Origin of the sequence: Streptomyces sp. AK08-02, from assembly GCF_033795085.1 — a bacterium.
Lineage (GTDB): Bacteria > Actinomycetota > Actinomycetes > Streptomycetales > Streptomycetaceae > Streptomyces > Streptomyces echiniscabiei.
Window position 1 is genome coordinate 138,680 of sequence record NZ_JARAZV010000021.1, and the last position, 25,302, is coordinate 163,981.

At 70.0% G+C, this 25,302-nt stretch carries 24 protein-coding genes and 2 pseudogenes; 14 read left to right on the forward strand and 12 right to left on the reverse strand.

The genetic code is table 11. The features are described from left to right. On the forward strand, positions 1 to 873 hold the full coding sequence (locus PV734_RS37370; protein WP_319093846.1) for a sterol desaturase family protein: 873 nt from the start codon (positions 1 to 3) through the stop codon (positions 871 to 873). Continuing rightward, on the forward strand, positions 870 to 1,571 hold the full coding sequence (locus PV734_RS37375; RefSeq protein ID WP_319293842.1) for a lysoplasmalogenase: 702 nt from the start codon (positions 870 to 872) through the stop codon (positions 1,569 to 1,571). The genes PV734_RS37370 and PV734_RS37375 overlap by 4 nt, the downstream gene beginning before the upstream one ends. Here the strand turns inward: PV734_RS37375 and PV734_RS37380 are convergent. From PV734_RS37380 to PV734_RS37400, 5 genes and pseudogenes are all read right to left on the reverse strand, one after another. Then, positions 1,537 to 2,565 (reverse strand): CopD family protein, encoded by a 1,029-nt coding sequence (locus tag PV734_RS37380; RefSeq protein WP_415924326.1) that lies wholly within the window; start codon positions 2,563 to 2,565, stop codon positions 1,537 to 1,539. The two genes, PV734_RS37375 and PV734_RS37380, sit on opposite strands and share 35 nt — an antisense overlap. A 105-nt stretch (positions 2,566 to 2,670) precedes the next feature. Continuing rightward, positions 2,671 to 4,053, reverse strand: a complete 1,383-nt coding sequence (locus PV734_RS37385) for a CoA transferase (RefSeq protein WP_319293844.1) — start codon at positions 4,051 to 4,053, stop codon at positions 2,671 to 2,673. 110 nt (positions 4,054 to 4,163) lie between these two features. Then, positions 4,164 to 5,699 carry a S8 family peptidase gene (locus tag PV734_RS37390; protein ID WP_319293846.1) on the reverse strand — a complete coding sequence of 512 codons (1,536 nt, stop codon included), beginning with the start codon at positions 5,697 to 5,699 and terminating at the stop codon, positions 4,164 to 4,166. A gap of 85 nt (positions 5,700 to 5,784) precedes the next feature. Then, positions 5,785 to 6,180 (reverse strand): annotated as a pseudogene (locus tag PV734_RS37395) (S8 family peptidase); the annotation flags it as partial. 1 nt (position 6,181) lies between these two features. After that, positions 6,182 to 6,496 (reverse strand): annotated as a pseudogene (locus tag PV734_RS37400) (hypothetical protein); the annotation flags it as partial. Positions 6,497 to 7,305: 809 nt separating this feature from the next. Here PV734_RS37400 and PV734_RS37410 point away from each other — a divergent pair. Then, positions 7,306 to 8,358, forward strand: coding sequence for a peptidase M10 (locus tag PV734_RS37410; RefSeq protein ID WP_319093851.1), 1,053 nt, complete (start codon positions 7,306 to 7,308; stop codon positions 8,356 to 8,358). Between the two features lie 20 nt (positions 8,359 to 8,378). Beyond that, complete coding sequence (locus PV734_RS37415) at positions 8,379 to 8,774, forward strand: DUF6281 family protein (RefSeq protein WP_319293848.1); 396 nt, start codon at positions 8,379 to 8,381, stop codon at positions 8,772 to 8,774. A 400-nt stretch (positions 8,775 to 9,174) separates the two neighbouring features. On the opposite strand, the gene PV734_RS37420 is transcribed toward PV734_RS37415, so the two are convergent. Beyond that, positions 9,175 to 10,707: a S8 family peptidase gene (locus tag PV734_RS37420; protein ID WP_319293850.1), complete on the reverse strand. Its 1,533-nt coding sequence runs from the start codon at positions 10,705 to 10,707 to the stop codon at positions 9,175 to 9,177. A 459-nt stretch (positions 10,708 to 11,166) separates the two neighbouring features. Here PV734_RS37420 and PV734_RS37425 point away from each other — a divergent pair, with 459 nt between their 5' ends. The 3 genes from PV734_RS37425 (at position 11,167) to moaA (ending at position 14,313) form a co-directional block, all read left to right on the forward strand. Then, positions 11,167 to 11,526: a DUF485 domain-containing protein gene (locus PV734_RS37425; protein ID WP_319293852.1), complete on the forward strand. Its 360-nt coding sequence runs from the start codon at positions 11,167 to 11,169 to the stop codon at positions 11,524 to 11,526. After that, positions 11,523 to 13,148 carry a cation acetate symporter gene (locus tag PV734_RS37430; RefSeq protein WP_319093855.1) on the forward strand — a complete coding sequence of 542 codons (1,626 nt, stop codon included), beginning with the start codon at positions 11,523 to 11,525 and terminating at the stop codon, positions 13,146 to 13,148. The genes PV734_RS37425 and PV734_RS37430 overlap by 4 nt, the downstream gene beginning before the upstream one ends. Before the next feature lie 175 nt (positions 13,149 to 13,323). Continuing rightward, entirely contained in the window at positions 13,324 to 14,313 is a 990-nt protein-coding gene (moaA, locus tag PV734_RS37435; protein WP_319293854.1) for a GTP 3',8-cyclase MoaA, read from the forward strand. 104 nt (positions 14,314 to 14,417) lie between these two features. Here the strand turns inward: moaA and PV734_RS37440 are convergent, their stop codons facing one another. Together PV734_RS37440 and PV734_RS37445 are read right to left on the reverse strand one after the other, a co-directional pair. Continuing rightward, positions 14,418 to 14,645 (reverse strand): hypothetical protein, encoded by a 228-nt coding sequence (locus PV734_RS37440; protein WP_319093857.1) that lies wholly within the window; start codon positions 14,643 to 14,645, stop codon positions 14,418 to 14,420. A gap of 222 nt (positions 14,646 to 14,867) precedes the next feature. Beyond that, positions 14,868 to 15,266 carry a DUF3099 domain-containing protein gene (locus PV734_RS37445; RefSeq protein ID WP_319093858.1) on the reverse strand — a complete coding sequence of 133 codons (399 nt, stop codon included), beginning with the start codon at positions 15,264 to 15,266 and terminating at the stop codon, positions 14,868 to 14,870. A gap of 246 nt (positions 15,267 to 15,512) precedes the next feature. Between PV734_RS37445 and PV734_RS37450 the strand changes: the two genes are divergently transcribed. Next, complete coding sequence (locus PV734_RS37450) at positions 15,513 to 15,788, forward strand: GlsB/YeaQ/YmgE family stress response membrane protein (protein WP_319093859.1); 276 nt, start codon at positions 15,513 to 15,515, stop codon at positions 15,786 to 15,788. A 99-nt stretch (positions 15,789 to 15,887) separates the two neighbouring features. Here the strand turns inward: PV734_RS37450 and tyrS are convergent, their stop codons facing one another. The 3 genes from tyrS to PV734_RS37465 all read right to left on the reverse strand — a co-directional run bounded on the left by tyrS (position 15,888) and on the right by PV734_RS37465 (position 20,145). Further along, positions 15,888 to 17,153 carry a tyrosine--tRNA ligase gene (gene tyrS / locus PV734_RS37455; protein WP_319293856.1) on the reverse strand — a complete coding sequence of 422 codons (1,266 nt, stop codon included), beginning with the start codon at positions 17,151 to 17,153 and terminating at the stop codon, positions 15,888 to 15,890. A 68-nt stretch (positions 17,154 to 17,221) separates the two neighbouring features. Next, entirely contained in the window at positions 17,222 to 18,625 is a 1,404-nt protein-coding gene (locus PV734_RS37460) for a metallopeptidase TldD-related protein (protein ID WP_319093861.1), read from the reverse strand. Then, entirely contained in the window at positions 18,622 to 20,145 is a 1,524-nt protein-coding gene (locus PV734_RS37465) for a TldD/PmbA family protein (protein WP_319093862.1), read from the reverse strand. Before PV734_RS37465 ends, PV734_RS37460 begins: the two co-directional genes overlap by 4 nt. Positions 20,146 to 20,523: 378 nt before the next feature. On the opposite strand from PV734_RS37465, the gene fabG reads away from it, so the two are divergent. The 3 genes from fabG to PV734_RS37480 all read left to right on the forward strand — a co-directional run bounded on the left by fabG (position 20,524) and on the right by PV734_RS37480 (position 22,568). Beyond that, positions 20,524 to 21,243 carry a 3-oxoacyl-[acyl-carrier-protein] reductase gene (gene fabG / locus PV734_RS37470; RefSeq protein ID WP_319093863.1) on the forward strand — a complete coding sequence of 240 codons (720 nt, stop codon included), beginning with the start codon at positions 20,524 to 20,526 and terminating at the stop codon, positions 21,241 to 21,243. A gap of 5 nt (positions 21,244 to 21,248) precedes the next feature. Continuing rightward, complete coding sequence (fabI, locus tag PV734_RS37475) at positions 21,249 to 22,016, forward strand: enoyl-ACP reductase FabI (protein WP_319093864.1); 768 nt, start codon at positions 21,249 to 21,251, stop codon at positions 22,014 to 22,016. 189 nt (positions 22,017 to 22,205) lie between these two features. Further along, entirely contained in the window at positions 22,206 to 22,568 is a 363-nt protein-coding gene (locus tag PV734_RS37480) for a hypothetical protein (protein WP_319093865.1), read from the forward strand. Here the strand turns inward: PV734_RS37480 and PV734_RS37485 are convergent. After that, on the reverse strand, positions 22,543 to 23,232 hold the full coding sequence (locus tag PV734_RS37485; protein WP_319093866.1) for a FadR/GntR family transcriptional regulator: 690 nt from the start codon (positions 23,230 to 23,232) through the stop codon (positions 22,543 to 22,545). The two genes, PV734_RS37480 and PV734_RS37485, sit on opposite strands and share 26 nt — an antisense overlap. 58 nt (positions 23,233 to 23,290) lie before the next feature. Here PV734_RS37485 and PV734_RS37490 point away from each other — a divergent pair, with 58 nt between their 5' ends. From PV734_RS37490 to PV734_RS37500, 3 genes are all read left to right on the forward strand, one after another. After that, complete coding sequence (locus PV734_RS37490) at positions 23,291 to 24,643, forward strand: MFS transporter (RefSeq protein WP_319293858.1); 1,353 nt, start codon at positions 23,291 to 23,293, stop codon at positions 24,641 to 24,643. A gap of 107 nt (positions 24,644 to 24,750) precedes the next feature. Further along, entirely contained in the window at positions 24,751 to 24,867 is a 117-nt protein-coding gene (locus tag PV734_RS37495) for an SGM_5486 family transporter-associated protein (protein WP_319093868.1), read from the forward strand. A 157-nt stretch (positions 24,868 to 25,024) separates the two neighbouring features. Then, entirely contained in the window at positions 25,025 to 25,231 is a 207-nt protein-coding gene (locus tag PV734_RS37500; protein ID WP_319093869.1) for a hypothetical protein, read from the forward strand. The last annotated feature ends 71 nt before the right edge of the window (positions 25,232 to 25,302 follow it).

The window sequence follows — 25,302 nt, forward strand, 5'->3', positions numbered from 1 at the left end:
ATGCCCAACCTCCCCGACGTCGTGGCCTGGTCGATACCCGCCTTCGTGCTGCTCACCGTCATCGAGATGATCAGTGTCCGGATACACCCCGAAGAGGAGGCCGCCGGGTACGAGACCAGGGACGCCGCCACCAGTGTCGGCATGGGACTCGGCAGCCTGGCCTTCGACTTCCTCTGGAAGATCCCGATCCTCGCCGTCTACACGGCGGTCTACGAACTCACCCCGCTGCGCGTCCCCGTCCTGTGGTGGACCGTCCCGCTGATGCTGCTCGCCCAGGACTTCTTCTACTACTGGTCCCACCGCGGCCACCACGTCGTCCGCATCCTCTGGGCCTGCCACGTCGTCCACCACTCCAGCCGCAGCTTCAACCTGACGACGGCTCTGCGCCAGCCCTGGACCACGCTCACCGTCTGGCCGTTCTACGTCCCCCTCGTCGCCCTCGGTGTGCACCCGGCGGCGCTCGCCTTCTGCTCCTCCGTGAACCTCGTCTACCAGTTCTGGATCCACACCGAGCGGATCGACCGCATGCCCCGGTGGTTCGAGTACGTCCTCAACACGCCCTCCCACCACCGCGTCCACCACGCCTCCCAAGGCGGCTACCTGGACCGCAACTTCGGCGGAATCCTCATCCTCTGGGACCGGCTCTTCGGCTCGTTCACCGCCGAGACCGAACGGCCTGTCTACGGGTTGACGAAGAACATCGACACGTTCAACCCGGTCAAGGTCGCCACCCATGAGTACGTCGCGATCGTCAAGGACATCAAGGCGGCGGGCAGTTGGCGTGAGCGCGCCGGGCGGGTGTTCCGGGGGCCCGGCTGGCAGCCCGCCCACCTGCGCCGGGAGCGGCCGGCCGAAGAGGCCGTCGGCGCGTGAGGCCGGCCCGGGTTCTCCTCGCCGCCTTCGCCCTCACCGCCGCCGTCGACCTGATCTCCCTCGCGGTCGGCTCCGACACCGGACACGCCCTCGCCAAGCCCTTCCTGATGCCCCTTCTGGCCGCCCACGCACACCTTCGTGGCGCCCCGCGACTCCTCCTCGCCGCCCTTCTGCTCGGCTGGGCCGGCGATGTCCTGCTGCTCTCCGACGCCGACCCGGCGTTCCTGGCCGGCATGGCCTCCTTCGCGGCCGGTCACGTCTGTTACCTCGCCCTCTTCAGGACGTACGGCGGCCAGGACCGCACGCCGAACGGCCCCCCACGCGCGCGTGCCGCACCTGGCCGGCTCGCCGGGGCCTACGCCCTGGCCCTGGTCGGCATGCTCACCGTCCTCTGGTCCGGCCTCCCCGCCGAACTCCGCGTCCCCGTCGCCGGTTACAGCCTCCTGCTGACCGCGATGGCCTACCGGGCCACGGCACTCGGCCTCCTCGCCGGCACGGGCGGCGCGCTCTTCCTGGTCTCCGACACCCTCATCGCGACCGGCGTCGCGGACCTGCCCCAGCTCCCCGCCCCCGACTTCTGGATCATGCTCACGTACCTCGCGGCCCAGTCGCTCCTGACCTGCGGTGTCCTCGCGGCGGCGGGAACCGCGACGCCCCCACCCGTCACGTCCAGCGGATCGGCACCGGCAACGCGGTGAGCAGCCCCGACACCGCGACGACCAGCCCCAGCGCGACGACCTCGGCGCGCGCGGGGGAGCAGGCGGTCAGCGGGTCGGCCGCCCGGCTCAGCCGCAACCGCGCCCACAGGGCGAGCGCGGCGACGGCTACCACGACGATCACCTTGGCGAGCAGCGTGCGACCGTACGCCGTCGACGTGAGCTGGTCCAGAACCGTGTCGGGCGGCATGCGGCGGAGCGTGCTCCAGATGCCGGTGGCGGTGATCAGGGCGAGCAGAACGGCCGCCACGCGCGCGTAGAGGCCCAGCAACGCCACGCGCGCCTCCCTGGCGGCCCCCCAGAGGGGCAACGTCCGCAGGACGTACAGCAGTCCGCCCACCCACAGCGCCGCGCACACGAGGTGGACGAAGGTCAGCGCCGAGCCGGTCAGCGGATCGAGCTCCGGCGCCGGGTGGGCCCGCAGCGCCTCCGCCACGGCCACCGCCGCCAACGGCCAGACCTGTGTGGCCGGGCGGGCCGAGAGGGCGCACAGGCCCGCCGCGGCGAACCCGTTGACCTCGAGCAGCGCGAGCTTGCCGTCCCGAGAGTCGTACAGGCCGCCCACATCGATCGCGGCCAGGCTGTGCGGCACGAGGTTGCCGGTCGACACCACCGAAGCGAGTCCCAGCGCGGCGACGAAACCGACACCGGCCGCGTACGGCGCCCACGCGCGCGCCCGCTCCGACGGCGCCCCGGGCAGCCTGTCGGCCAGCCGGTGCGCGAACAGCTCGCCCACCGGAACGCACAGCGCGGCGACCAGCGCCGTCCGCAGCAGCCCGATCCCGCCCACGCCGGGCGCGACGGCCTCCCCGGTGCCGTCCAGCGCGACGGACGGCCCGAGCAACGGAATCAGGGCGGCCAACAACACCAACAGGAGCACGGCGACGGCCCCGCCGATGCCGGGGCGTGAGCCGTCGGGCGTTCTCGCGGGCCCGTCCTCGCCGGACGGCCCGTCAGTCGGTCGTGTCAACCCCACCCCAAGTTCCTCACCGGCCGCAAGGCCGTAGGGCCGTGGGCGCGTCGCCGGTCGCCCGGTGACTCGCCTCGGCACCCTCCCCACGTCCTCGACGCTGTGTATGTCTCAATACACCCAGCGCGCCCGATCGGTCCCCCAAACGCCGGGAGGCCGTGCCCAGTCGACCGGCCCGCCGGTGAGGGAGACCGGCGGTCGCGCGTACCGCAGCCGCCCCAGCGCGCTGTCCCGCTCGGCGAGCCACGCCTCCGGCCCGTCGTAGGCGCGGTCGACCACGGGCGCCCCCTGCCCTGGCTCCGCCCCGTCCATCAGCCACCCGGCCGTGCGGGCCAGCGCCAGCCGTACGAACCGGCTGCCGCCCTCCCGCACTTGGTCGCTCAGAGCCCGCAGCACCCCCGCCGCCAGCAGATACCCCGTGCCGTGGTCGAGCGCCTGTGCGGGCAGGGCGCCCGGTCTCCCGGCCGACCCCTCGATCGCCGCGATGCCCGAGGCGGCCTGCACCAGGCTGTCGAAGCCCCGCCGCTCACCCCAGGGCCCGTACGTACCCCACGCCGACAACTGCCCCACGACCACTCCGGGCCTGCGCTCGGCCAGCGCTTCCGGTGAGAGCCCGAAGGCGTCCAGGGCGCTGGGCCGGTAGCCGGTGACGACGACGTCGGCGCCGGCGAGGAGTTCCTCGAAGGCCCGCCGGTCCGCCGCCAGGTCCAGCACCGCCGACCGCTTCCCGAACCCCGTGTCGGTGTGCTGGTCCGGCAGTTCGGGCAGCTGAGGCGCGTCCACGCGCAGCACGTCCGCGCCGAGCAGGGCGAGCGTGCGGGTGGCGACAGGGCCCGCGATGACCCGGGTCAGGTCGAGGACCCGGACTCCGGCGGCGGGCAGCAGGGGGTCGGTGCCGATCGGCGCGAGCACGCGCGCGCGTGCCGAGTCCAGCCGCCCGCGCTCGACCAGGGGCCGCGCGGCCACCGCCGCGCCCTGCTCGTGCGCGGCCCACTCCCCGGCCGTACGCAGCGCTACGGCCAGGCCCCCGGCGGCGTACACGGTCTCCTCGACCTCCGCCGAGGAGCGTTCGGCGAACGCGGCGGCGACGGACGCCGGGTCCTCGGAGGTGCCCAGGGCGGCGAGCAGACGTGCTCGGTGATGCGGGTAGTTGGCATGGGTGCGCACCCAGCCGTCCGCCGTCGGCCAGAAGCGCGACAGCGGTGCGAAGGAGACCGGTGCGCGTCCGTCGACCAGCAGGTGCCGCTCGCTGACGAGGGCCGTGGCGATCGCGCCGTCGTCCAGGCGAACCCCGGGCACCTCCGGCAGCCCGGCCCGGAGGGCGCCCAGTTCCGCGCCGGCCAGCGCGCACGCACCCACACAGGCGCGCGCCAACTCCCGTACCGGAAGCCGTGACGCGAGCACTCCGGTGCGCACCACCGTCGAGATCCGGGCGGGGGCGGCCGGATCGCCGCCCAGCGCGGCCCAGGCGTACTCCGTGCTCAACACAGTCATAGGCGCACTATGCCGTGTGCACCGGGTCGACAGCTGCACGGGATCAACACAGTGGGCCGGACGGCGCGACGCCGACCGGCCCACCGAAGAGGATCAATGCCCGGGAGGAGCTACTTCGTCACCGCGTCCAGGGCGTCCGCGACGCCGTGGCCGTAGAAGCCGTTGTAGTTCTTCGGGCCCTCGCACACCGCGTCGACCTTGCCGTCACCGTTGATGTCGTACGGGTCCGTGCACTGCGTGGCGTCCGCCTCGGCGTACAGGAGCGCCTTCACCAGGGCGGCCGAGGCGTGCGGGTGCGTCGACTTGATCAGTGCGGCCACGCCCGCGACGTGCGGGGTCGCCATCGACGTACCCGCCATGTAGCCCCAGGTGCCGCCGGGCAGCGGGCCGAGGATCAGGCCGCTGGTGGCGGGCGGGGCGGGGGTCTGGTAGCGGGTCGAGTCGCCGCCGGGGGCGGCTATGTCGATGACTCCCAGGCCGTGGTTGGAGAAGGACGACTTGATGCCCTTGGCGCCGGTCGAGGAGACCGTCACCACACCCGGGAGCTGGGTCGGGATGTCGTAGCACTCGGACGGGTCGACGACCCGGTCCGAGGGCGTCGCGTCGTTGGGGGAGACCGGGTCGGTGATCTCGTCGGCCGCGAGGTCGTAGCTCTCGTTGCCGGCCGCCGCGACGTTGACGACGCCCTTGTGCTCCGCGTACCGCGTGGCCCGGGTGATGGCGTCGACCAGGGCCTTCTGGTCCGGGTCGTTCTTGCAGTTGAAGTACCAGGGGTCCGTGTAATAGCTGTTGTTCGTGACGTCGACGCCGTGCTCGGCCGCCCATACGAAGCCGCAGACGACGGCCTCCGTGTAGAAGTAGCCGGCCGTGGTCGACACCTTGATGCCGGACACCTTCACGCCCGGCGCGACGCCCGTGACGCCGATGCCGTTCTTGGCGGCGGCGATCTCACCGGCGACGTGCGTACCGTGCGGGCTCTCGCCCGTGGTCGGCCGCCAGGCCCCGTCGGTCGTGTCGGGCTTGCCCGTCACACAGTTGACCGAGGCGGCGCGGTCGAAGTTCGGCGCGATGTCCGGGTGGGTGTCGTCGACGCCGGTGTCGATCACGGCGACGGTGACCTTGCGGCTGCCCAGCGTCTTCTCGTGCGCCTTGTCCGCCTTGATGGCGGGCAGGTCCCACTGCAGCGGCTCCAGGGGGTCCTGGGCCGCGGTGGCGCCGGCGGTGGCGCTCGCTATCTCCGCCGCGGAGAGCACCTTCGGGGCGCCCTCGTCGGTGGTCGACTGCGCGGGCAGCGGCGCGTTGCGGGTGTTGCCGGCCGACTGCACGCCCGGCACCTTGCGGACGATCTTGGCGAAGTCGGGATTCGCCGAGTGGACGACGACCACCCCGATCCGGTCGTACGACGTCACGATGGTGCCGCCGGCCTTCGCGATGGCCTTCTTGACGTGCTGTGAGGGGCCGAACCCGGGGAACACGTTGACGACATAGCTGAGCGAGGTCGCGTCGGCCGTGACGGCCGCGGCGGGGGCCGCCTCGGCGTCGGACGCGGCGGCCTGGATGTTCGGCAGGAAGGCGAACGCCGACGCCATGACCATCCCGACCGGGATGGCGACGGCGCGACGGGAGCGCGAGTGGGGCGCTGTCATAGAGGGTCTCCAGTTCCTTCGTTCGTGGACGTGCGAACCGTGCGGACCGTGCGGAAAACCTGGAAAACGTGGCGCGGAGTGCGGGTCACTTGACCGCGCGCAGCGCGTCGACGATCCCGAACCCGAAGAATCCGTTGACCCGTTTGCCGCCCTCGCACACCGCCTCCGGCGTGCCGTCACCGTCCTGGTCGTACGACGCGGGGCAGCCCGGGTTGTTCGCCTGGATCTTGAGCAGCGTCTGGAGCTGGGCCGGGGTCGCCTTCGGGTGCTTCGACTTCAGCAGCGCGGCGACGCCCGCGGCATGCGGCGAGGCCATCGAGGTGCCCTGCAGGAAGGCGTACTCGCCGTTCGGCATGGTGGACAGGATGCGGCCGTTCTTCGACGGGGTGTCCGGTATCTGGTACTTGCGGTCGCCGCCGGGGGCCGCGATGTCGATGACGCCGTTGCCGTAGGTGGAGTAGTACGACTTGACGTTGTCGACCACCGGCTGCATACGGTGCCCAACTGCGTGCCCGCTCCGACGGCGCCCCGGGCAGCCTGTCGGCCAGCCGGTGCGCGAACAGCTCGCCCACCGGAACGCACAGTGCGGCGAACAGCGCCGTCCGCAGCAGCCCGATCCCGCCCACGCCGGGCGCGGCGGCCTCCCCAGTGCCGTCCAGGGCGGCAGACGGGCCGAGCAGCAGTATCAGCGCGGCCAGGAGCACCAGGACCCGTACGGCGACGCCCCGGCCGGCTCCGGGGGGCCGCACGGGCTCGCTCGCGCCTGGCACCACGGGCGTGGGCCTTGTCAAGATCAGGGCAAGTCAAGGAAAACGATTGGGAGGTACGGCATTCCGCCCATCGGTACGTTCGCGGCCCGACCGTGACTCAGCTCCAGCGCGGCGCGTCCGCTCGCCAGGGCCCGCCCGGCCGTGCCCACTCAGCCGGGCCGCTCTCAAAGGAGACCTGCGACAGGGCATACCGCAGCCGCCCCAGCGCACTGTCGGTGTGGGGCAGCCACTCGTCCGGCCCGGCAGGCCGACCCCATTCATCCAGCCACTCCGCCAGCGTCGACTGTACGTGCCCCCGACTCGGCGGCGGCCAGCGCACACGCGCCCGCCCATTCCCGCACCAACTCCAGAACAGGCAGCCGCGCCTCGAGCGCACCCTTGCGAGCGGTCACCGGCAAGCCAGGGCAAGCATGCCGGAGCGGCATTGCGTCAGTGGAGAACAGGCCGTTCCAGCATGCTGCCTTGCCTCCCCTAGTCCGGGATGTTCCGGAACCCGCCCTGTACGTCGGCACGGGCGACCCGCGGGCGGAAAGGGAAGCAGCGGAACACCAACCGGAACCAACTGCAGACAGCAGAGCATTCGAGCTTGTGGACGACGACTGGGCATCAGCGATGCCTCCGCACGTCGGCGCACCGTCGTGGACCGGCCATCCGGCGCATAGGCCCCGCAGCCGAGGTCATCCTTCGCTGCGTGATCATTTGTCTTGAACTGTGCAGAATTTATGATTAATTGACCAGTACTCTTCATTGAAATTGATCAAGTCCCGTACGGCGGGACCGGTTTCAGGGGGTAAAGAGTGGCTGGGAGAAACCCAAGACTCGCAGGAAGATCGATCATGGCGTTGGCTCTCGTGGCCGGGTTGTCGGTCTTCGGCGGCAGCGCACAGGCGGGTACAGCCGACTGCAAGCTTCCCGAGACGGGGGAGCTGGGCGTCGAGCAACTGCCCACCGGATCGTCCGTGATCACATGCCGCGCGGTCGGGCGGGTCGTCGTCTACGACGGTGCCGGTGTGACGGTCCCCGAGCCGGGCATGGCCGTGAGCGTCGACATGCTCACCGTGGACGGCGAGTCACACGGATTCACGCTGGAGGTCGCAGCAGACGGCAAGGTTTCCTACCTCATCGAGGGAGCCACCGCGGACTCCTCCACCGCTGGCCACGACGTGCCCGAGCCGACGACACCCGACCCGGAGTCCGGCGTCCCGTCGGAGCCGGACACGGTCACCGACGCCGCGGACTCCTCTATCGAGGCCGAGGTGGCCGATGCGGACGTCGCTGCCTCCCCGTCGGCATGCAGCGACGGTGCGTACAAGACGGACGACCGTAAGGAGTACGGCACCTACACTTGGTACATCGGCGACGGCGGTATGCCCGCCGGGTTGTCCAAGACGGACGCCAAGTGGGCGTTCATGGACGCCCTCGACAACATCACCGAGAGCTACAACAACTGCGGCTTCGGCGACTACGTCGGCGCCAAGGAGAACTACCTGGCCGACACCAGCCGTGAGGCGAGTGTCAACAAGAGCAGCCATTGCACGGGCCAGGACGGACTGAGCGTGTGGGACGCCGGGGACATCAAGGACTCCGCCGTCGCCACGACATGTTCGTACACTTGGTCGATGCCGGGGGTGAAGAACGACCTGCGTGAGGCCGACGTCCGTTTCAACACGTACAACCACGACTTCACGAACAAGCCGACCAGTAGTTGCGCGAACAGGTACTTCGACGTCCGCTCCGTCGGTACGCATGAGGCCGGGCATATCTTCGGACTCGGTCATGTCGGGGCGGGGCACGAGAACCTCACCATGTATACGGATTCGTTCAAATGCAAGACGATCGCCAGGACCCTCGGCAAGGGCGAGATCCTGGCGCTGCGCAGTATCTACTAGGCAACCCCATGGAGGCGTCGATGAGATGGTCCGGACGATCCGCGGGTCTGCCACTGATATTGACGGCGTTGGCTGTGGCGGCTGCTGCGTGCACGACGAGCAGCAGTAGTGACGGCGACGGGTCGGCGTCCTGCGTCTATCGGATCCTGTACCAGGACCGGACGTACGAGGACGTCACGGACGTGACGTTCAAGGCAGGCGGGAAGCTGGGCACCGCCACCCACCCAGCGTGCGACGACACCGGCGGTCAGGACGAGACCCTGCCGGCGGACACGATGACGGCCTACGAGGTGGACGGCGTCCCAACCGAGATGGCCATCGCGGTCGGCGACACGCCTGCGGATGCGCGACTCGTCGCCGTCTACTCGAACAAGGAACTGCCACCCGAGGTGCAGAAACTGATCGACGGATCCTGACACCGGTGCGGGGCGTCACCGCCCCGCACCGGCCCGGCCTGCTGCTGAAGCCGGTACGGCAACGGCAGGTTTGTCGGGAGCCCCCTCGGCCTGGATGATCGATGCACAGAGCGTAAGACGTCGTGCACGAGCGTGCCTGCCGCGAGCTCTGGCGCGGGCAAGATAGCGGCCGGAAGCGCAGCATCGTCACCGGCACGCTCGGCCTGACCCTGGTTGTCCTGGTCACTGCGGCTACCGCACACACTCCGTCCTTCGATCACTGCTGTGGACAGTGGTTACGGGAGCCGCGCGGCGAGACCTGCGGCGCGCGGCCAAGGCGCACTAATCAGAACGAAGGCCGTGAGGGTGTGCGGGAAGTGCGGGCGGCGCGGCCCGTCGAGGCCGCGCCGCCCGGTTCGGGCTATTCCACCGCGCGCAGCGCGTCGACGATCCCGAACCCGAAGAATCCGTTGACCCGTTTGCCGCCCTCGCACACCGCCTCCGGCGTGCCGTCACCGTCCTGGTCGTACGACGCGGGGCAGCCCGGGTTGTTCGCCTGGATCTTGAGCAGCGTCTGGAGCTGGGCCGGGGTCGCCTTCGGGTGCTTCGACTTCAGCAGCGCGGCGACGCCCGCGGCATGCGGCGAGGCCATCGAGGTGCCCTGCAGGAAGGCGTACTCGCCGTTCGGCATGGTGGACAGGATGCGGCCGTTTTTCGACGGGGTGTCCGGTATCTGGTACTTGCGGTCGCCGCCGGGGGCCGCGATGTCGATGACGCCGTTGCCGTAGGTGGAGTAGTACGACTTGACGTTGTCGACGCCCGTGGCGCTCACCGTGACGACACCCGGGAGCTGGGTCGGCACGTCGAAGCACTCGTGCGGGTCGATCGTCCGCGTGACCGGCGGCGAGTCGTCGGGGCTGGACTCGTCGACGATCGCGTCGGAGGCCAGGTCGTGGCTGGAGTTGCCCGCCGACGCCAGGTTGAGGGTGCCCTTCTTCGTCGCGTACAGCTGCGCCCTGTTGACCGCGTCGACGATGGCCCGCTGGTCGGGGTCGGCGACGCAGTTGTACAGCCAGGGATCGACGTAGTAGCTGTTGTTCGTGATCTCTACGCCGTGGTCGGCGGCGAACACGAAGGCGCACACCACGCTCTCCGGGTAGAAGAGCCCGTTGTTCGGGTCGCTCACCTTGATGCCGGACACCTTCACACCGGGCGCGACGCCGGCCACTCCGATGCCGTTGCGGGCGGCGGCTATCTCACCGGCGACATGGGTGCCGTGGTAGTCCTCGGCGGTGTACGGGCGCCACGCACCCGCGCTGGTGTCCGCGACGCCGCCGACGCAGTTCGCCGACTGGGACGCGGAGAAGTTCGGGGCGAGGTCGGGGTGGGTGTCGTCGACGCCGGTGTCGATCACGGCGACGGTGACCTTGCGGCTGCCCGGGTTGATCTTCGCGGCCTTGTCGGCGCCGATCGACCGCAGGTCCCACTGGTCGGCTTCGAGGGGCTCGCTCTCGGGGGTCCTGGCCGACACGGCCTCGACCTTGGCTGCCTCCGCGGCCGTCAGATAGTCCGCGGCGCCCTCGTCGGTCGTCCCGGCGGCCACCAGCGGCGTGGTCCGGGTGGCACCGGCGGACCGCACACCGCGCGCGGCGCGGATCTCCGCCCCGAAGGAGGGGTTCGCGGAGTGGACGACGATCACACCGATCTTGCCGTACGTGATCACGACCGTGCCGCCGGCCTTGGAGATGGCCTTGGTCACCGACCCGATCGTGTGACGGTCGTTGCTCTTGGTGTTGACGACATACGCGAGGTTCGGACCGTCGGCGGCCCGGGTGGCGACGGCGGCCGGTTCGGCGGCCGAAGCGGCCACGGGCAGGAAGCCGAGAGAGGCGGTCAGGGACAGCACGACCGGCACCGCGAGAGCGAGCCGACGTCTGGAGCGCAGATGAGCCATGGGTTCTCCACATCATCCGGAAACGGGGCTCGCCCGGACAAGGATGGTTGCCGGGCAAGCGCGTAGCAGGGATGGACAAAAAGTGAGTACGCGCGAAAAGGCGGGCACGGGCGCAAGGCCCGCACCTCCAAATTTGCAGGTACATGACGGGTGGTACAGGGCGAAGCTATCCCGCATCGCCGCTGGCCAGCAATGACTTCCGGAGATCAGTTCGGAAAGAAGCGCGACGAGTTGAACCGGTCCTCGCGTGGCGCCGTGGACCTTGGGCAGGGAGCGCGAGGACCATCGGGCCCCTGTCGGATCACGCGTGGGGGCCTACCATCGCGAGCCGACCCCCTGTGATCCAGATCACCGCGAGGTCAGAGAAGAGTCATGTCCGTACCGAGCCCGACCCCGTCCCCGAACGACCACGCACCCCCGTCCACTGTCGTGACCGCACCCGCAACGCGAGGAGACTCCGTGGCTACCGACGCACCGCCCCCCTCGAAGACAGAAGAACGCCACCTCCCCTCCACGGAGGAGTTCGTCGAGGTGCAGCAGAGCGCCGAGTTCGGTGAACTGCGCCGCGCCCACCGCTCCTTCGCCTTCCCGCTCACTGTCGGCTTCATCATCTGGTACCTGCTGTACGTCCTGCTGTCGAACTACGCGGGCGGCTTCATGGGCACCAAGCTCGTCGGCCACGTCAACGTCGCCTTCGTCCTCGGCATCGCCCAGTTCGTCACCACGTTCCTCATCGCCTGGTGGTACTCGCGGCACGCCGCCGCCAACCTCGACCCCAAGGGTGAGGCGATCAAGTCCCGGATGGAGGGCGGCGCATGAGCCCCGTACAGCAGAGTGTTCTCGCCGCCGGTGAGGCCGGCGAGCACCGGCCGCTGATCATCACCCTCTTCGCGGTGTTCGTCGTCGCGACCCTCGTCATCACCGTCTGGGCGGGCCGCCAGACCAAGAGCGCCGCCGACTTCTACGCCGGCGGGCGCCAGTTCACGGCCTTCCAGAACGGCCTCGCGGTCTCCGGCGACTACATGTCCGCCGCGTCCTTCCTCGGCATCGCGGGGGCGATCGCCCTCTTCGGGTACGACGGCTTCCTGTACTCGATCGGCTTCCTCGTCGCCTGGCTGGTCGCCCTGCTCCTGGTGGCCGAGCCGCTGCGCAACTCGGGCCGCTACACCATGGGTGACGTCCTCGCGTACCGCATGCGCCAGCGCCCGGTCCGCACGGCCGCCGGCACGTCGACGATCGTCGTCTCGATCTTCTACCTGCTCGCCCAGATGGCTGGCGCGGGCGTCCTCGTGTCGCTCCTCCTCGGCATCACCTCGGACGCGGGCAAGGTCGCCATCGTCGCCCTCGTCGGCGTGCTGATGATCGTGTACGTCTCCATCGGCGGCATGAAGGGCACCACCTGGGTCCAGATGGTCAAGGCCGTGCTGCTCATCAGCGGCACGATCCTCATTACGTTCCTGGTGCTGCTGAAGTTCAACTTCAACATCTCCGATCTGCTCGGCACCGCCGCCGAACGCAGCGGCAAGGGCGACGCCTTCCTGGAGCCCGGCCTGCAGTACGGCGCCACCGGCACCACCAAGCTGGACTTCATCTCCCTGGGCATCGCCCTGGTCCTCGGCACCGCCGGCCTGCCGCACATCCTGATCCGCTTCTACACGGTGCCCACGGCCAAGGCCGCCCGGAAGTCCGTGAACTGGGCGATCGGCATCATCGGCGGCTTCTACCTGATGACGATCGCGCTCGGCTTCGGCGCGGCCGCACTGATCGACCCGAAAGAGATCACCGACTCCAACCCCTCGGGCAACACGGCCGCGCCACTGCTCGCCCTGCACATCGGCGGCGTCGACTCGACCTGGGGTGCGGTGCTGCTCGCGACGATCTCGGCGGTCGCCTTCGCGACGATCCTCGCCGTCGTCGCCGGCCTCACGCTGGCCTCGTCGTCGTCCTTCGCGCACGACATCTACGCCAACGTCATCCGCAAGGGGAAGGCCACCGAGAAGGAGGAGATGAAGGCGGCCCGCTGGTCGACCGTCTTCATCGGCATCGTCTCCATCGCCCTGGGCGCCCTCGCCCGCGACCTCAACGTGGCCGGCCTGGTCGCACTGGCGTTCGCGGTCGCCGCGTCCGCCAACCTGCCGACGATCCTCTACAGCCTGTTCTGGAAGAAGTTCACCACCCAGGGCGCCCTGTGGTCGATCTACGGCGGCCTGATCGTGGCGGTCGGCCTGGTGCTGTTCTCGCCGGTCGTCTCCGGCGACCCGAAGGCGATGTTCCCGGGCGTCGACTTCCACTGGTTCCCGCTGAAGAACCCCGGCATCATCTCCATCCCGTTCGGCTTCCTCATGGGCTGGCTCGGCACGGTCCTCTCCAAGGAGGAGCCCGACACCGGCAAGTACGCCGAGCTGGAGGTCCGGTCCCTCACGGGCACCGGAGCGCACTAGCGTCAGTCGTCCGTTCGCGGACAAGGCATCGCGCGGGGCCGTCGTAGGGATCTACGGCGGCCCCGCGCCGCATCCTGTGGCATCGGGCCTGCCTCGTTGTCAGTGGGGTCACGTAGGCTCGCAGGTGCAGGAAGAAATTCTGTCCATGCGATCCGCTACGAGGGAGGGGGCCCACGTGCTCATCGACACCTTCGGCCGAGTGGCCACCGACCTGCGGGTCTCGCTGACCGACCGCTGCAACCTGCGGTGCACCTACTGCATGCCCGAGGAGGGCCTGCAGTGGCTGGCCAAGCCTGACCTGCTCACGGACGACGAGATCGTCCGCCTCATCGACATAGCCGTCCGCCTCCTGGGCATCGAGGAGGTCCGCTTCACCGGCGGCGAACCCCTGCTGCGCCCGGGCCTGGTCGGCATCGTGGAGCGGGTCGCCGCCCTGGCCCCCCGCCCCCAGATGTCCCTGACGACCAACGGCATCGGTCTGGGCCGCACGGCGACCGCGCTGAAGGCGGCGGGCCTGGACCGCGTCAACGTCTCCCTGGACACCCTGCGCCCCGACGTCTTCAAGACCCTCACCCGCCGGGACCGCCACAAGGACGTCATCGCGGGCCTGGAAGCCGCCCGCGAGGCAGGTCTGACCCCCGTGAAGGTCAACGCGGTCCTGATGCCGGGGTTCAACGAGGACGAGGCTCCCGACCTCCTGGCCTGGGCGGTCGAGCACGACTACGAACTGCGCTTCATCGAGCAGATGCCCCTGGACGCCCAGCACGGCTGGAAACGCGAGGGCATGGTCACCGCCGGCGACATCCTGCAGTCCCTGCGCACCCGCTTCGACCTGACGGAGGAAGGCACCGGCGAACGCGGCTCGGCCCCCGCCGAGCGCTGGCTGGTCGACGGCGGCCCGCACCGCGTGGGCGTCATCGCCTCCGTCACCCGCCCCTTCTGCGCCGCCTGCGACCGCACCCGCCTGACCGCCGACGGCCAGATCCGCAACTGTCTCTTCGCCCGCGAGGAGACCGACCTGCGCACGGCCCTGCGCTCCGGCGCCCCCGACGAGGACATAGCCCGCGTCTGGCGCGAGGCGATGTGGGGCAAGAAGGCCGGCGCGGGCCTGGACGACCCGACCTTCGTCCAGCCGGACAGACCGATGTCGGCAATCGGCGGCTAATACGGCTAACAGGAAATCGAGGCCGGCCCCAAAGGGGCGTGGGGAACCGCGCGACCAACCACATACGACCCGCAGACGAAAAGCGATCCCCCCGTCGCTTCCGCTCACCCCGCCGGAGGCGACTCCCACTCCTCCAGCTTCACGACGTCCTTGAGGAACCCCCGCACCCCGAGAAACTGCGACAAGTGCTCGCGATGCTCCTCGCACGCCAGCCACGTCTTCCGCCGCTCGGGCGTGTGCAGCTTCGGGTTGTTCCAGGCGAGCACCCACTCGGCGTCCGCCCGGCATGCCTTGGCGGAACAGATGGGGGATTCAGGGTCAGGGCCGATCATCCTGCGACCCTAACCTGGCGCGAAAACCTGGAGCGAAGAGCGTTCAAAAAGGCGACGCCGAGCAGCCACGGGGGGAGCTGCCCGGCGTCGGTCTGTCGCTCCGACGGGGGATGCGGAGCGCGTACGAAGTATGCCACGGGAGACCGTCCGCCCGGCAATGGAACAGCGTGATTGATCTGAGCTTTTCTTGAGCTTGGAGACACCCTCCGCACTGACTTTTGGTCAGGCCCGCTCGCGCGGATCGCCCCCCGTACCGGCCGTCCGATCGCCCCCGGTGTCCTCCGCCGGGGATTCCGCGAAGCCCTCTCGTGGCCCGGGCGGCGCGATCATCGGCCGCACCGGAGCCGTCACGAACGTCGACGGCAGCCCCGGCGCGTTCTCGCGGCCGGCGTTGGCGATCACCACGGAGATGTAGGGCAGGATCATGCCGAGCACCAGCGCCACGAACGCGACGTGCCGTTCGACGTTCCAGAGCGTCGCCGCGAGGATCACCGCGACCGTGCGCACGGACATCGAGATGATGTACCGGCGCTGTCTGGCCCGGACATCGTCCGCGAGCCCCTGCCGGGCCCCGGTGATCCGGAAGACCTGGGCGCCGCCCCTACTGCTCTGCTTCCGCATCACGTTCCACCATCCACCCGAATCGGACCCGCCCCGGCCCGTACCCCGCACGAAACCAGGTCGGGTAACCGGACCCGGACACTTTCCACGTTACGCCGCGTCTGCGTCGCCTACGAGACCGGGGCACCTTCCGGCGGGGTGACCCGCCTGCGCCGTACCGCGTACCGACGTCCCCGACATGCGCCGTAGCGCGAACGGGCCGACACTGGGCGTAATGCTCACGTAGAGCCGTACGAGGAGGCATCCATGGGCTGGTTGTGGGCGATCATCGTGGGATTCGTGCTGGGTCTGCTGGCCAAGGCGATCATTCCGGGCAAGCAGCACAGCCCGCTCTGGCTGACGACCGTCTTCGGCATCATCGGCGCCATCGTCGGCAACGCGATCGCGCGAGGAATCGGCATCGACGAGACGAGCGGTATCGACTGGGGCCGCCACGCGCTCCAGCTCGCGGCGGCCGTCGTGATCGTGTTCCTGGGCGACATGGCGTACTCGATGATGCGCGGCAGGAGACAGCGGGCCTAGCGGCACCGGCACGTGTACGTGTGAAGGGTGGGCCCGGTCGACCGGGCCCACCCTTCACACGTATTCATGTTCATACGTACACGGACACCTGCGGCCCGGTCAGCCGGTGACCTCCACCGCCGCGAGGTTCTTCTTGCCCCGGCGCAGAACCAGCCACCGACCGTGCAGCAGGTCCTCCTTCGCGGGAACCGCGTCCTCGGCGGTGACCTTCGCGTTGTTCACGTAGGCGCCGCCCTCCTTCACCGTGCGCCGGGCGGCCGACTTGCTGGCCACCAGGCCGACCTCGGCGAACAGGTCGACGACCGGCCCGGCCTCGGCGACCCGGATGTGCGGCACCTCGGAGAGCGCCGCGCTCAGCGTCCGCTCGTCCAGCTCACCCAGCTCACCCTGGCCGAAGAGGGCCTTGGACGCGGCGATCACGGCTGCCGTCTGCTCGGCGCCGTGCACCAGCGTCGTCAGCTCCTCGGCGAGCGCGCGCTGCGCGGCCCGCGCCTGCGGACGCTCCGCGGTCTGCGCCTCCATCGCCTCCAGCTCCTCCCGGGACCGGAAGGACAGGATGCGCATGTACGTCGAGATGTCCCGGTCGTCGACGTTCAGCCAGAACTGGTAGAACGCGTACGGGGTCGTCATCTCCGGGTCGAGCCAGATGGCACCGCCCTCGGTCTTGCCGAACTTGGTGCCGTCCGCCTTGACCATCAGGGGCGTCGCGATGCAGTGCGCCTCGGCGTCGGGCTCCAGCCTGTGGATCAGGTCCAGGCCCGCCGTGAGGTTGCCCCACTGGTCGCTGCCGCCCTGCTGGAGCGTGCAGCCGTACCTCCGGTACAGCTCCAGGAAGTCCATGCCCTGGAGTAGCTGGTAGCTGAACTCCGTGTAGCTGATGCCCTCCTGGGACTCCAGTCGCCGGGCGACCGAGTCCTTGGTCAGCATCTTGTTGACGCGGAAGTGCTTGCCGATGTCCCGGAGGAACTCGATGGCCGACAGCCCGGCCGTCCAGTCCAGGTTGTTCACCATCACTGCGGCGTTCTCGCCCTCGAAGGACAGGAACGGCTCGATCTGCGAGCGAAGCCGGTTCACCCAGTTCGCGACCGTCTCCGGGTCGTTCAGCGTGCGCTCCGCCGTGGGGCGCGGGTCGCCGATCTGACCGGTCGCCCCGCCCACCAGAGCCAGCGGACGCAGGCCTGCCTGCTGGAGACGGCGCATGGTGAGCACCTGGACCAGGTGACCGACGTGGAGACTGGCCGCCGTGGGATCGAAACCGCAATAGAACGTGACGGGACCGTCCGCGAGCGCCTTGCGCAAAGCGTCCTCGTCAGTGGACAGGGACCACAGTCCCCGCCACTTCAGCTCGTCGACGATGTCCGTCACGGTTCTCGTATCTCCTTGGATGGTCTTCACTCAGTTCTACGGCAGCCGAGCGGCCGCCGGCAACGAGGTTATACGCCCTGACTGACAGAGCTCATATTGAAGTCCGGCACCCGCAGCGCCGGCATCGCGGCCCGGGTGAACCAGTCGCTCCACTCCCGGGGCAGTGTCTTCTCCGTACGCCCCGCCTCGACGGCCCGCCCGAGCAGGTTCACCGGCGACTCGTTGAACCGGAAGTTGTTGACCTCCCCGCTGACCTCGCCGTTCTCGACGAGGTACACCCCGTCGCGGGTCAGCCCGGTCAGCAGCAGGGTCGCCGGGTCGACCTCGCGGATGTACCAGAGGCAGGTCAGCAGCAGCCCACGCTCCGTGTTCGCGATCATCTCCTCCAGGGACTTGTCCTCGCCCCCGTCCAGGACGATGTTCCCGATCGCCGGCGTCACGGGCAGGCCGGTCAGTCCGGCGGTGTGCCGGGAGGTGATCAGCCGGTTCAGTTCGCCTTCACGGATCCACTCCGTGGCGCTCAGCGGCAGCCCGTTGTCGAACACCGACTGGTCGTCGCCGGAGGAGTGGGCGAGCAGGAACGGGGAGGTCTCGAGACCGGGCTCGTTCGGGTCGCTGCGCAGGGTCAGCGGCAACTCGGTGAGCTTCTCGCCGATGCGCGTCCCGCCGCCCGGCTTCGAGAACACCGTGCGTCCCTCGGCGGCGTCCCGCGCGGACGCCGACCAGAGCTGATAGATCAGCAGGTCGGCGACGGCGGTCGGCGGCAGCAGCGTCTCGTACCGTCCGGCGGGCAGCTCGATGCGCCGCTCCGCCCAGCCGAGGCGTACGGCGAGCTCGGCGTCGAGGGCGGCCGGGTCGACGTCCTTGAAGTCCCGCGTCGACCGCCCGGCCCACGCCGACCGTGTACGGTCCGGGGACTTGGCGTTCAGCTCCAGGGTCCCGTTGGGCTGGTCATGGCGCAGCCGCAGCCCCGTCGACGTACCCACATAGCTCGACACCAGCTCATGGTTGGCGAAGCCGTACAGCTCCCGGCCGCCCGCACGCGCGCGTGCGAACGCCTCACCGAGTGCCGGCGCGAAGTCGGCGAACACCGCGGACGAGGTCTCGGCGGGCGCGTCCGTGAAGTCCGGGGACTCCGGCACACCCGCGACCAGCTCCTGGGCGTCCTCCGCGGGTCCCGCACCGCGCGCGGCGGCCTCGGCGGCCCGTACGAGCGGTTCGAGCTCGTCGGCGGTGACGGCGGCGCGGGAGACGACCCCGGAGGCGGTGCCCTTGTTGCCGGCGATGGTGGCGACGACCGTGAGCGTGCGCCCGCGAGTGACCCCGTTGGTGGTGAGGGCGTTGCCCGCCCAGCGGAGATTGGCGGTCGACCCCTCGTCGGCGATGACGACACACCCGTCGGCCCGGGACAGCTCAAGGGCCCGCTCGACGATCTCGTGCGGCTTGATCGCCTTGTTGGAGTGAGCGCTCATCGACCGGCCTCCTGCGTGGTGTTCAGAATGTTGACGCCCCTGAAGAGGGCCGAGGGGCATCCGTGGGACACGGCCGCGACCTGCCCCGGCTGGGCCTTGCCGCAGTTGAAGGCGCCACCGAGGACGTACGTCTGCGGACCGCCGACGGCCGCCATGGAGCCCCAGAAGTCGGTGGTCGTCGCCTGGTAGGCCACGTCCCGCAACTGCCCGGTGATCCGGCCGTTCTCGATCCTGAAGAACCGCTGCCCCGTGAACTGGAAGTTGTAGCGCTGCATGTCGATGGACCAGGAGCGGTCCCCGACGACGTAGATCCCGCGGTCGACCCCGCCGATGAGATCCTCCGTCGCCAGCCCGCCCGGATCGGGCTGCAACGACACGTTGGCCATGCGCTGCACCGGCACATGCCCGGGCGAGTCGGCGTACGCGCACCCGTTGGACCGCTCGAAGCCGGTCAGCTTCGCGATCCGCCGGTCCAGCTGGTAGCCCACCAGCGTCCCGTCCTTCACCAGGTCCCACGACTGACCGGCGACGCCCTCGTCGTCGTACCCGATGGTCGCCAGGCCGTGTTCGGCGGTGCGGTCCCCGGTGACGTTCATCAGCTCGGAGCCGTACCTGAGCTTGCCGAGCTGGTCGAAGGTGGCGAAGGACGTGCCCGCGTACGCCGCCTCGTAGCCGAGCGCCCGGTCCAGCTCGGTGGCGTGGCCGATGGACTCGTGGATGGTCAGCCACAGGTTGGACGGGTCGACGACCAGGTCGTACAGCCCCGCCTCGACGCTCGGCGCCCGCATCTTCTCGGCGAGCAGCTCAGGGATCTGTTCGAGCTCGGAGTCCCAGTCCCAGCCCGTACCCGTGAGGTACTCCCAGCCCCGCCCCACCGGGGGCGCGATGGTACGCATGGAATCGAACTCACCGCTCGACTCGTCGACCGAGACGGCCGTGAACTGCGGGTGCAGCCGCACCCGTTGCTGCGTGGTGACGGTCCCCGCGGTGTCGGCGTAGAACTTGTTCTCGTGGACGGTGAGCAGCGAGGCGTCCACGTGGTCGACGCCGTTGGCCGCGAGCAGCCGACCGCTCCACTCGGCCAGCAGCCCGGCCTTCTCCTCGTCGGGCACGGTGAACGGATCGATCTCGTACGACGAGATCCACGTCTTGTCGGAGTGCACCGGCTCGGCGGCCAGCTCGACCCGCTCGTCGGACCCCGCCGCCTTGATCACCTGCGCGGAGAGCTTCGCCATCGCCACGGCCTGCGAGGCGACCTTCGCGGCGGCGTCCATGCTCAGATCCACCCCGGACGCGAACCCCCAGGTCCCACCGTGCACGACACGCACCGCGTACCCCAGGTCCGTGGTGTCCGAGGTGCCGGACGGCTTGGCGTCCCGCAGCCGCCAGGACGCGCTGCGCACCCGCTCGAACCGGAAGTCCGCGTGGTCGGCACCGAGCGCACGCGCGCGTGCCAGGGCGGCGTCGGCCAGGGCGCGTAGGGGCAGCGCCAGAAATGACTGATCGACTTCGTGGGGCACGGGTGGGATCCCTTCGGAGTGCTCTCGTGCGATGGCCGTTGCACGAAGTATGTACGAGTCGACCATGCCCGCTGACTGAGTTTCGGACGCGACCGCACAGACCGAAGGACGGGCCCCGGGACCAGCTCCCGTGCCCGCCTCGGCGGTCTCGACAAGGTCGGCTGCCCGACGCGGCCCGCGAGGCCGGACCGCCTGCGCAGCGCCGGGCATGGCGTGCTGATCCGTAGCACTCGACTGTAGGGACCCCACAGGACAAGGGGTGAGCCACTGTCGGTGCCCGAATGTCCGCGGGCGGGACGGGCCCGATAGGTTTTCGGGGAAGTCGCCTGTCAGCCGTGGTCGGACGGGTGTGGAGACAGCTAACGAAAGGGTGATCCGTTGAGCCGCTCGGTTCTCGTCACCGGAGGCAACCGGGGCATCGGCCTCGCCATCGCCCGCGCGTTCGCCGAAGCCGGCGACAAGGTCGCCATCACATACCGTTCCGGCGAGCCGCCGGCCGTCCTGACGGACCTGGGCTGCCTCGCCGTCAAGTGCGACATCACCGACACCGAGCAGGTGGAGCAGGCCTACAAGGAGATCGAGGCCGAGCACGGCCCGGTCGAGGTCCTCGTCGCCAACGCCGGCGTCACCAAGGACCAGCTCCTGATGCGGATGTCCGAGGAGGACTTCACGTCCGTCCTCGACACCAACCTCACCGGCACCTTCCGTGTCGTCAAGCGGGCCAACCGCGCGATGCTGCGCGCCAAGAAGGGCCGCGTCGTCCTGATCTCGTCGGTCGTCGGGCTGTACGGCTCGCCGGGGCAGGCCAACTACGCCGCCTCCAAGGCCGGCCTGGTCGGGTTCGCCCGCTCCCTCGCGCGTGAGCTGGGCTCGCGCAACATCACCTTCAACGTGGTCGCGCCCGGTTTCGTCGACACCGACATGACCAAGATCCTCACCGACGAGCAGCGCGCGGGCATCGTCTCGCAGGTGCCGCTCGGCCGGTACGCGCAGCCGGAGGAGATCGCCGCAACGGTGCGGTTCCTCGCCTCGGACGACGCCTCGTACATCACTGGAGCCGTCATCCCTGTTGACGGCGGACTGGGAATGGGTCACTGATCACCATGAGCGGAATTCTCGCGGGCAAGCGTGTCCTGATCTCCGGTGTGCTCACGGAGGCCTCCATCGCCTTCCACACCGCCAAGCTGGCCCAGGAGCAGGGCGCGGAGATCATCCTCACCGCGTTCCCCCGGCCCACGCTGACCGAGCGCATCGCCAAGAAGCTCCCCAAGCCCACCAAGGTCCTGGAGCTCGACGTCACGAACGACGAGCACCTGGCCCGGCTGGCCGACCTCGTCGGTGAGGAGCTCGGCGGCCTCGACGGCGTCGTCCACTCCATCGGCTTCGCCCCGCAGGACGCCCTCGGCGGCAACTTCCTCAACACCCCGTTCGAGTCCGTGGCCACCGCCATGCACGTCTCGGCGTACTCCCTGAAGTCGCTGACCATGGCCTGTCTGCCGCTGATGCAGAACGGCGGCTCCGTCGTCGGGCTCACCTTCGACGCCCAGTACGCCTGGCCGCAGTACGACTGGATGGGCCCGGCCAAGGCCGCACTGGAGGCCACCAGCCGCTACATGGCACGCGACCTGGGCAAGCAGAACATCCGCTGCAACCTGGTCTCCGCGGGCCCGCTCGGCTCCATGGCCGCCAAGTCCATCCCGGGCTTCGGCGAGCTGGCCTCCGTGTGGGACGCCCGGTCACCCCTGGAGTGGGACCTCAAGGACCCCGAGCCGGCCGGCCGCGGTGTCGTCGCCCTGCTCAGCGACTGGTTCCCGAAGACCACCGGCGAGATCATCCACGTGGACGGCGGGCTGCACGCGATCGGCGCGTGACCGCTGCCGCCGCCGTCCAGGCTCGGCCGACATTCCGAGGGCCCGCGTTCCGTTCCGGCGCGGGCCCTCGGCATGCCGCTGAGTCATCACCCGTTCGGCTCATCAGGCCGGGCGGGGGAGCGGGGTAACCGGGCACTCTGGATTACGCGTTCACCTCGCGTTCCCTCCCCAGCACGAGGAGGTCCCCTTGTGCGTCTGTCCCGCGGCTTCGCCCCGCTGCTCGTCGCCGTCGCTCTCATAACGACGCTTCCCTACGAGGCCGTTCCGGCCGTTTCGCACGCGCGCGTGGAGCAACGACAAGGGGAGCGGCCCGAGCCCTTCGGCTCCACCTGCTACACCCAGGTCACCGGCTCCAAGGTGACCGCGTACTGCCACAACCCCTACGTGGCCGCCGACCGGGTACGTCTGCACATCGAGTGCGACCGCTGGTGGGACCTCGACAGCGACGGTTCCTCGGTCGAGGCCGGGCCCGCCCAGACGGTACGGCTCACCGGCCGCTGCTGGAAGGAGGTCCGCTCGGTGTGGGTCAGCCACCAGAAGCGGACGCCCTGAGCCGGCACACGAACGGATAGCCGGCCGCCTCCCTGGCGGCGGCCGTCGCGTCGCCCGCGCGGATCGCCTCGACGAGCGGGGCGTGGTCCACGTACGACTGAGGGGTCAGCTTTCCGCCCACGTCGTCGCGCAGCCAGTCCCGCAGCACCTCGCCCAGGTCCGCGTACATCGCCGTCATGACGTCGTTGTGGGACGCGGCCACCACCGCCATGTGCAGGCTCGCGTCGGCCGTCACGAACGCCTCCGCGTCGCCGGACGCCCAGGCCTCCTCCCGGCGTGCCAGAAGCGCGTCCAACTGCTTGAGGTCACGTTCGGTGCGCCGCAGCGCCGCCAGCTCGGCCGCGCCGGACTCCAGCGTGGACCGCAGCTCGGCGATGTGCCGGCGGTCCGCGTCGGCGAACCGGCGGTGCATCACACCGGCCAGCTCACTGGTCGCCACGACGTAGGTGCCCGAGCCCTGACGGATGTCCAGCAGCCCGTTGTGCGCGAGGGCCCGGACCGCCTCACGGACCGTGTTCCGGGCCACTCCGAGCTGCGCGACCAGCTCTGGTTCGGTCGGAATCCGGGAGCCGACGGGCCACTCGCCCGAGGTGATCTGGTTCCGCAGTGCTGCGATGACCTGCTCGGACAGGGCCGATCGGCGGGGATGACTCAGCGGCGGCATGGCCCATTTTCGCACGGGGGATTACAACCAATCATCCTATGATTTTATGCTGGGTGTCATGGTGAGCGACGAAACCGGGACGACGACGTCCACGACCGGGCCCGTACGCGGTACATCCGAGCCGGAGAACGAGAACGAGGCCGGGAACGAGGCCTGGAAGGAGGCCGGGGCCGATACCGGGACCGCGGGCACGCGCGCGTGGGTCACACGGCTGGTCGTCGTCGGCATCGTGCTGTCCGCCCTCAACCTCCGCCCCGCCATCACCAGCCTCGGCGCCCTCCTCGAAGAGGTGCGCGACGGACTCGGCATGAGCGGAACCACGGCCGGCGTGCTCACCTCCGTACCCCCGTTCTGCTTCGCCCTCTTCGGCGTCATGGCACCGCGCCTGGCCCGCCGCTTCGGCGCCGGCGCGGTCGTCTGCGCGGGGATGGTCGCCATCGCCGCCGGCCTGGCGATCCGGCCCTGGGCGGGCACCGCGGCCGGCTTCCTGGCCGCCAGTGCGCTCGCCCTCATGGGCATCGCGGTCAGCAACGTCCTGATGCCGGTCATCGTCAAACGCTGGTTCCCGGACCGGGTCGGTTCCATGACGGGCCTGTACTCGATGGCACTCGCCCTCGGCACCGCCGCCGCGGCGGCGGTCACCGTGCCCATGACCGAGGCGCTGGGCGGGAGTTGGCAGCGGGGACTGACCGTATGGGCGGTACTCGCGGCGGCGGCCGTGATCCCCTGGGTCCCCCTGCTACGGGACCGGAGCGCGGCCGGGCCGGGCCGCGAGGCGTCCCCCGCGCGCGGGACACCCTCCAGGGGGGAGGGGGCCGGCGCACTGCGTATCACCCGCAGCCGTACCGCCTGGGCGCTCGCCGTGTTCTTCGGACTCCAGGCCACCGCCGCCTACGTCACCATGGGCTGGATGGCGCAGATCTTCCGGGACGCGGGAGTCCCGGCCCAAACCGCCGGACTGCTGCTCGCCGTGACCATGGCGATGGGCGTGCCCCTCGCCTTCGTCATCCCGCGCGTCGCCACCCGCCTGCCCAGTCAGGGGCCCATCGTGATCGCGCTCGGCGGTTGCGGACTTCTCGGCTATGCGGGCCTGTACCTCGCGCCGGCCGGCGGCATGTGGGCCTGGGCGATACTGCTCGGCATCGCCAACTGCGCCTTCCCGCTGGCCCTCACGATGGTCGGGATGCGAGCCAGGACGGGCGCGGGCGTCTCCCAGTTGTCGGCCTTCGCCCAGAGCGCCGGCTATCTGATATCCATCCCCGGGCCGCTCGTCGTGGGCGTCCTCTACCAGCACAGCGGCGGCTGGGGGCTCCCGCTCGCGCTCATGGCCGGCCTGATGCTGCCGCAGATGGTCGTGGGCGTACTGGCGGGACGTGACCGCACCGTGGAGGACGAGGCGGCGGCCCACTGACCCCACGTCCGCCCGCTGACCTCACCTCCGCCTGATGCGGATCCCCGGCCGCCGGGTGCCGGCACCCCGAGGCGATGGGCGCGCGGCACGGGTGCGAGACTGCCCGTATGCCAGTGCTCGACCCGAATCCCCAGAACGGCCAGAAGAAGATGCTGCTCGTCTTCGGCTCGTTCTTCGCCATCTTCGTGATCATCGCCGTCGTCGCGACGATCGCCTCACCATGAGAGCCGTTGGTGGGGGTATCCCCACCATCCCCTAGGGGGCGAGTCTCAGGGTCAAGTGGGTGGATCGCCGGATGGGTTGAGGCCCCCCGGTTCCGTAACTTCGAGGTGTGGCCGCGAGACGCGGGCCACGGACCGCTCGAGGACCCACGGAGGCACTATGTCCGCCCGCACGCACTCCCGGCCCCTTCCGGCGACCACGCGTGGAGTCGACATACGGCTGCCGTGGTGGGCCCTGGCCCTGCCGACGCTCGCGTTCGTCGCGCTGCTCGCGCTGATGCTGAACCCGACCGACGCACAGGCGGCGACGGGCGGCTCCCTGATCGCCCACTTCCTTGAGCGCGCCCGGGATCTGGTGACACGCTGAGCGCCGTGAACGCCCCATTCCCACCTGCGGAGCCGCACGTCAACTCCCTGCGCCCGATGGCGTGTTTCATG

Excerpts from the sequence above, each read along its gene's own strand:
- PV734_RS37370 (WP_319093846.1), top strand. The coding sequence starts at position 1 with ATGCCCAACCTCCCCGACGTCGTGGCCTGGTCGATACCCGCCTTCGTG.
- PV734_RS37385 (WP_319293844.1), bottom strand. The coding sequence starts at position 4,053 with ATGACTGTGTTGAGCACGGAGTACGCCTGGGCCGCGCTGGGCGGCGAT.
- PV734_RS37390 (WP_319293846.1), bottom strand. The coding sequence starts at position 5,699 with ATGACAGCGCCCCACTCGCGCTCCCGTCGCGCCGTCGCCATCCCGGTC.
- PV734_RS37410 (WP_319093851.1), top strand. The coding sequence starts at position 7,306 with ATGGCGTTGGCTCTCGTGGCCGGGTTGTCGGTCTTCGGCGGCAGCGCA.
- PV734_RS37415 (WP_319293848.1), top strand. The coding sequence starts at position 8,379 with ATGAGATGGTCCGGACGATCCGCGGGTCTGCCACTGATATTGACGGCG.
- PV734_RS37420 (WP_319293850.1), bottom strand. The coding sequence starts at position 10,707 with ATGGCTCATCTGCGCTCCAGACGTCGGCTCGCTCTCGCGGTGCCGGTC.
- PV734_RS37430 (WP_319093855.1), top strand. The coding sequence starts at position 11,523 with ATGAGCCCCGTACAGCAGAGTGTTCTCGCCGCCGGTGAGGCCGGCGAG.
- PV734_RS37440 (WP_319093857.1), bottom strand. The coding sequence starts at position 14,645 with ATGATCGGCCCTGACCCTGAATCCCCCATCTGTTCCGCCAAGGCATGC.
- PV734_RS37445 (WP_319093858.1), bottom strand. The coding sequence starts at position 15,266 with ATGCGGAAGCAGAGCAGTAGGGGCGGCGCCCAGGTCTTCCGGATCACC.
- PV734_RS37450 (WP_319093859.1), top strand. The coding sequence starts at position 15,513 with ATGGGCTGGTTGTGGGCGATCATCGTGGGATTCGTGCTGGGTCTGCTG.
- PV734_RS37460 (WP_319093861.1), bottom strand. The coding sequence starts at position 18,625 with ATGAGCGCTCACTCCAACAAGGCGATCAAGCCGCACGAGATCGTCGAG.
- fabI (WP_319093864.1), top strand. The coding sequence starts at position 21,249 with ATGAGCGGAATTCTCGCGGGCAAGCGTGTCCTGATCTCCGGTGTGCTC.
- PV734_RS37485 (WP_319093866.1), bottom strand. The coding sequence starts at position 23,232 with ATGCCGCCGCTGAGTCATCCCCGCCGATCGGCCCTGTCCGAGCAGGTC.
- PV734_RS37490 (WP_319293858.1), top strand. The coding sequence starts at position 23,291 with ATGGTGAGCGACGAAACCGGGACGACGACGTCCACGACCGGGCCCGTA.
- PV734_RS37495 (WP_319093868.1), top strand. The coding sequence starts at position 24,751 with ATGCCAGTGCTCGACCCGAATCCCCAGAACGGCCAGAAGAAGATGCTG.
- PV734_RS37500 (WP_319093869.1), top strand. The coding sequence starts at position 25,025 with ATGTCCGCCCGCACGCACTCCCGGCCCCTTCCGGCGACCACGCGTGGA.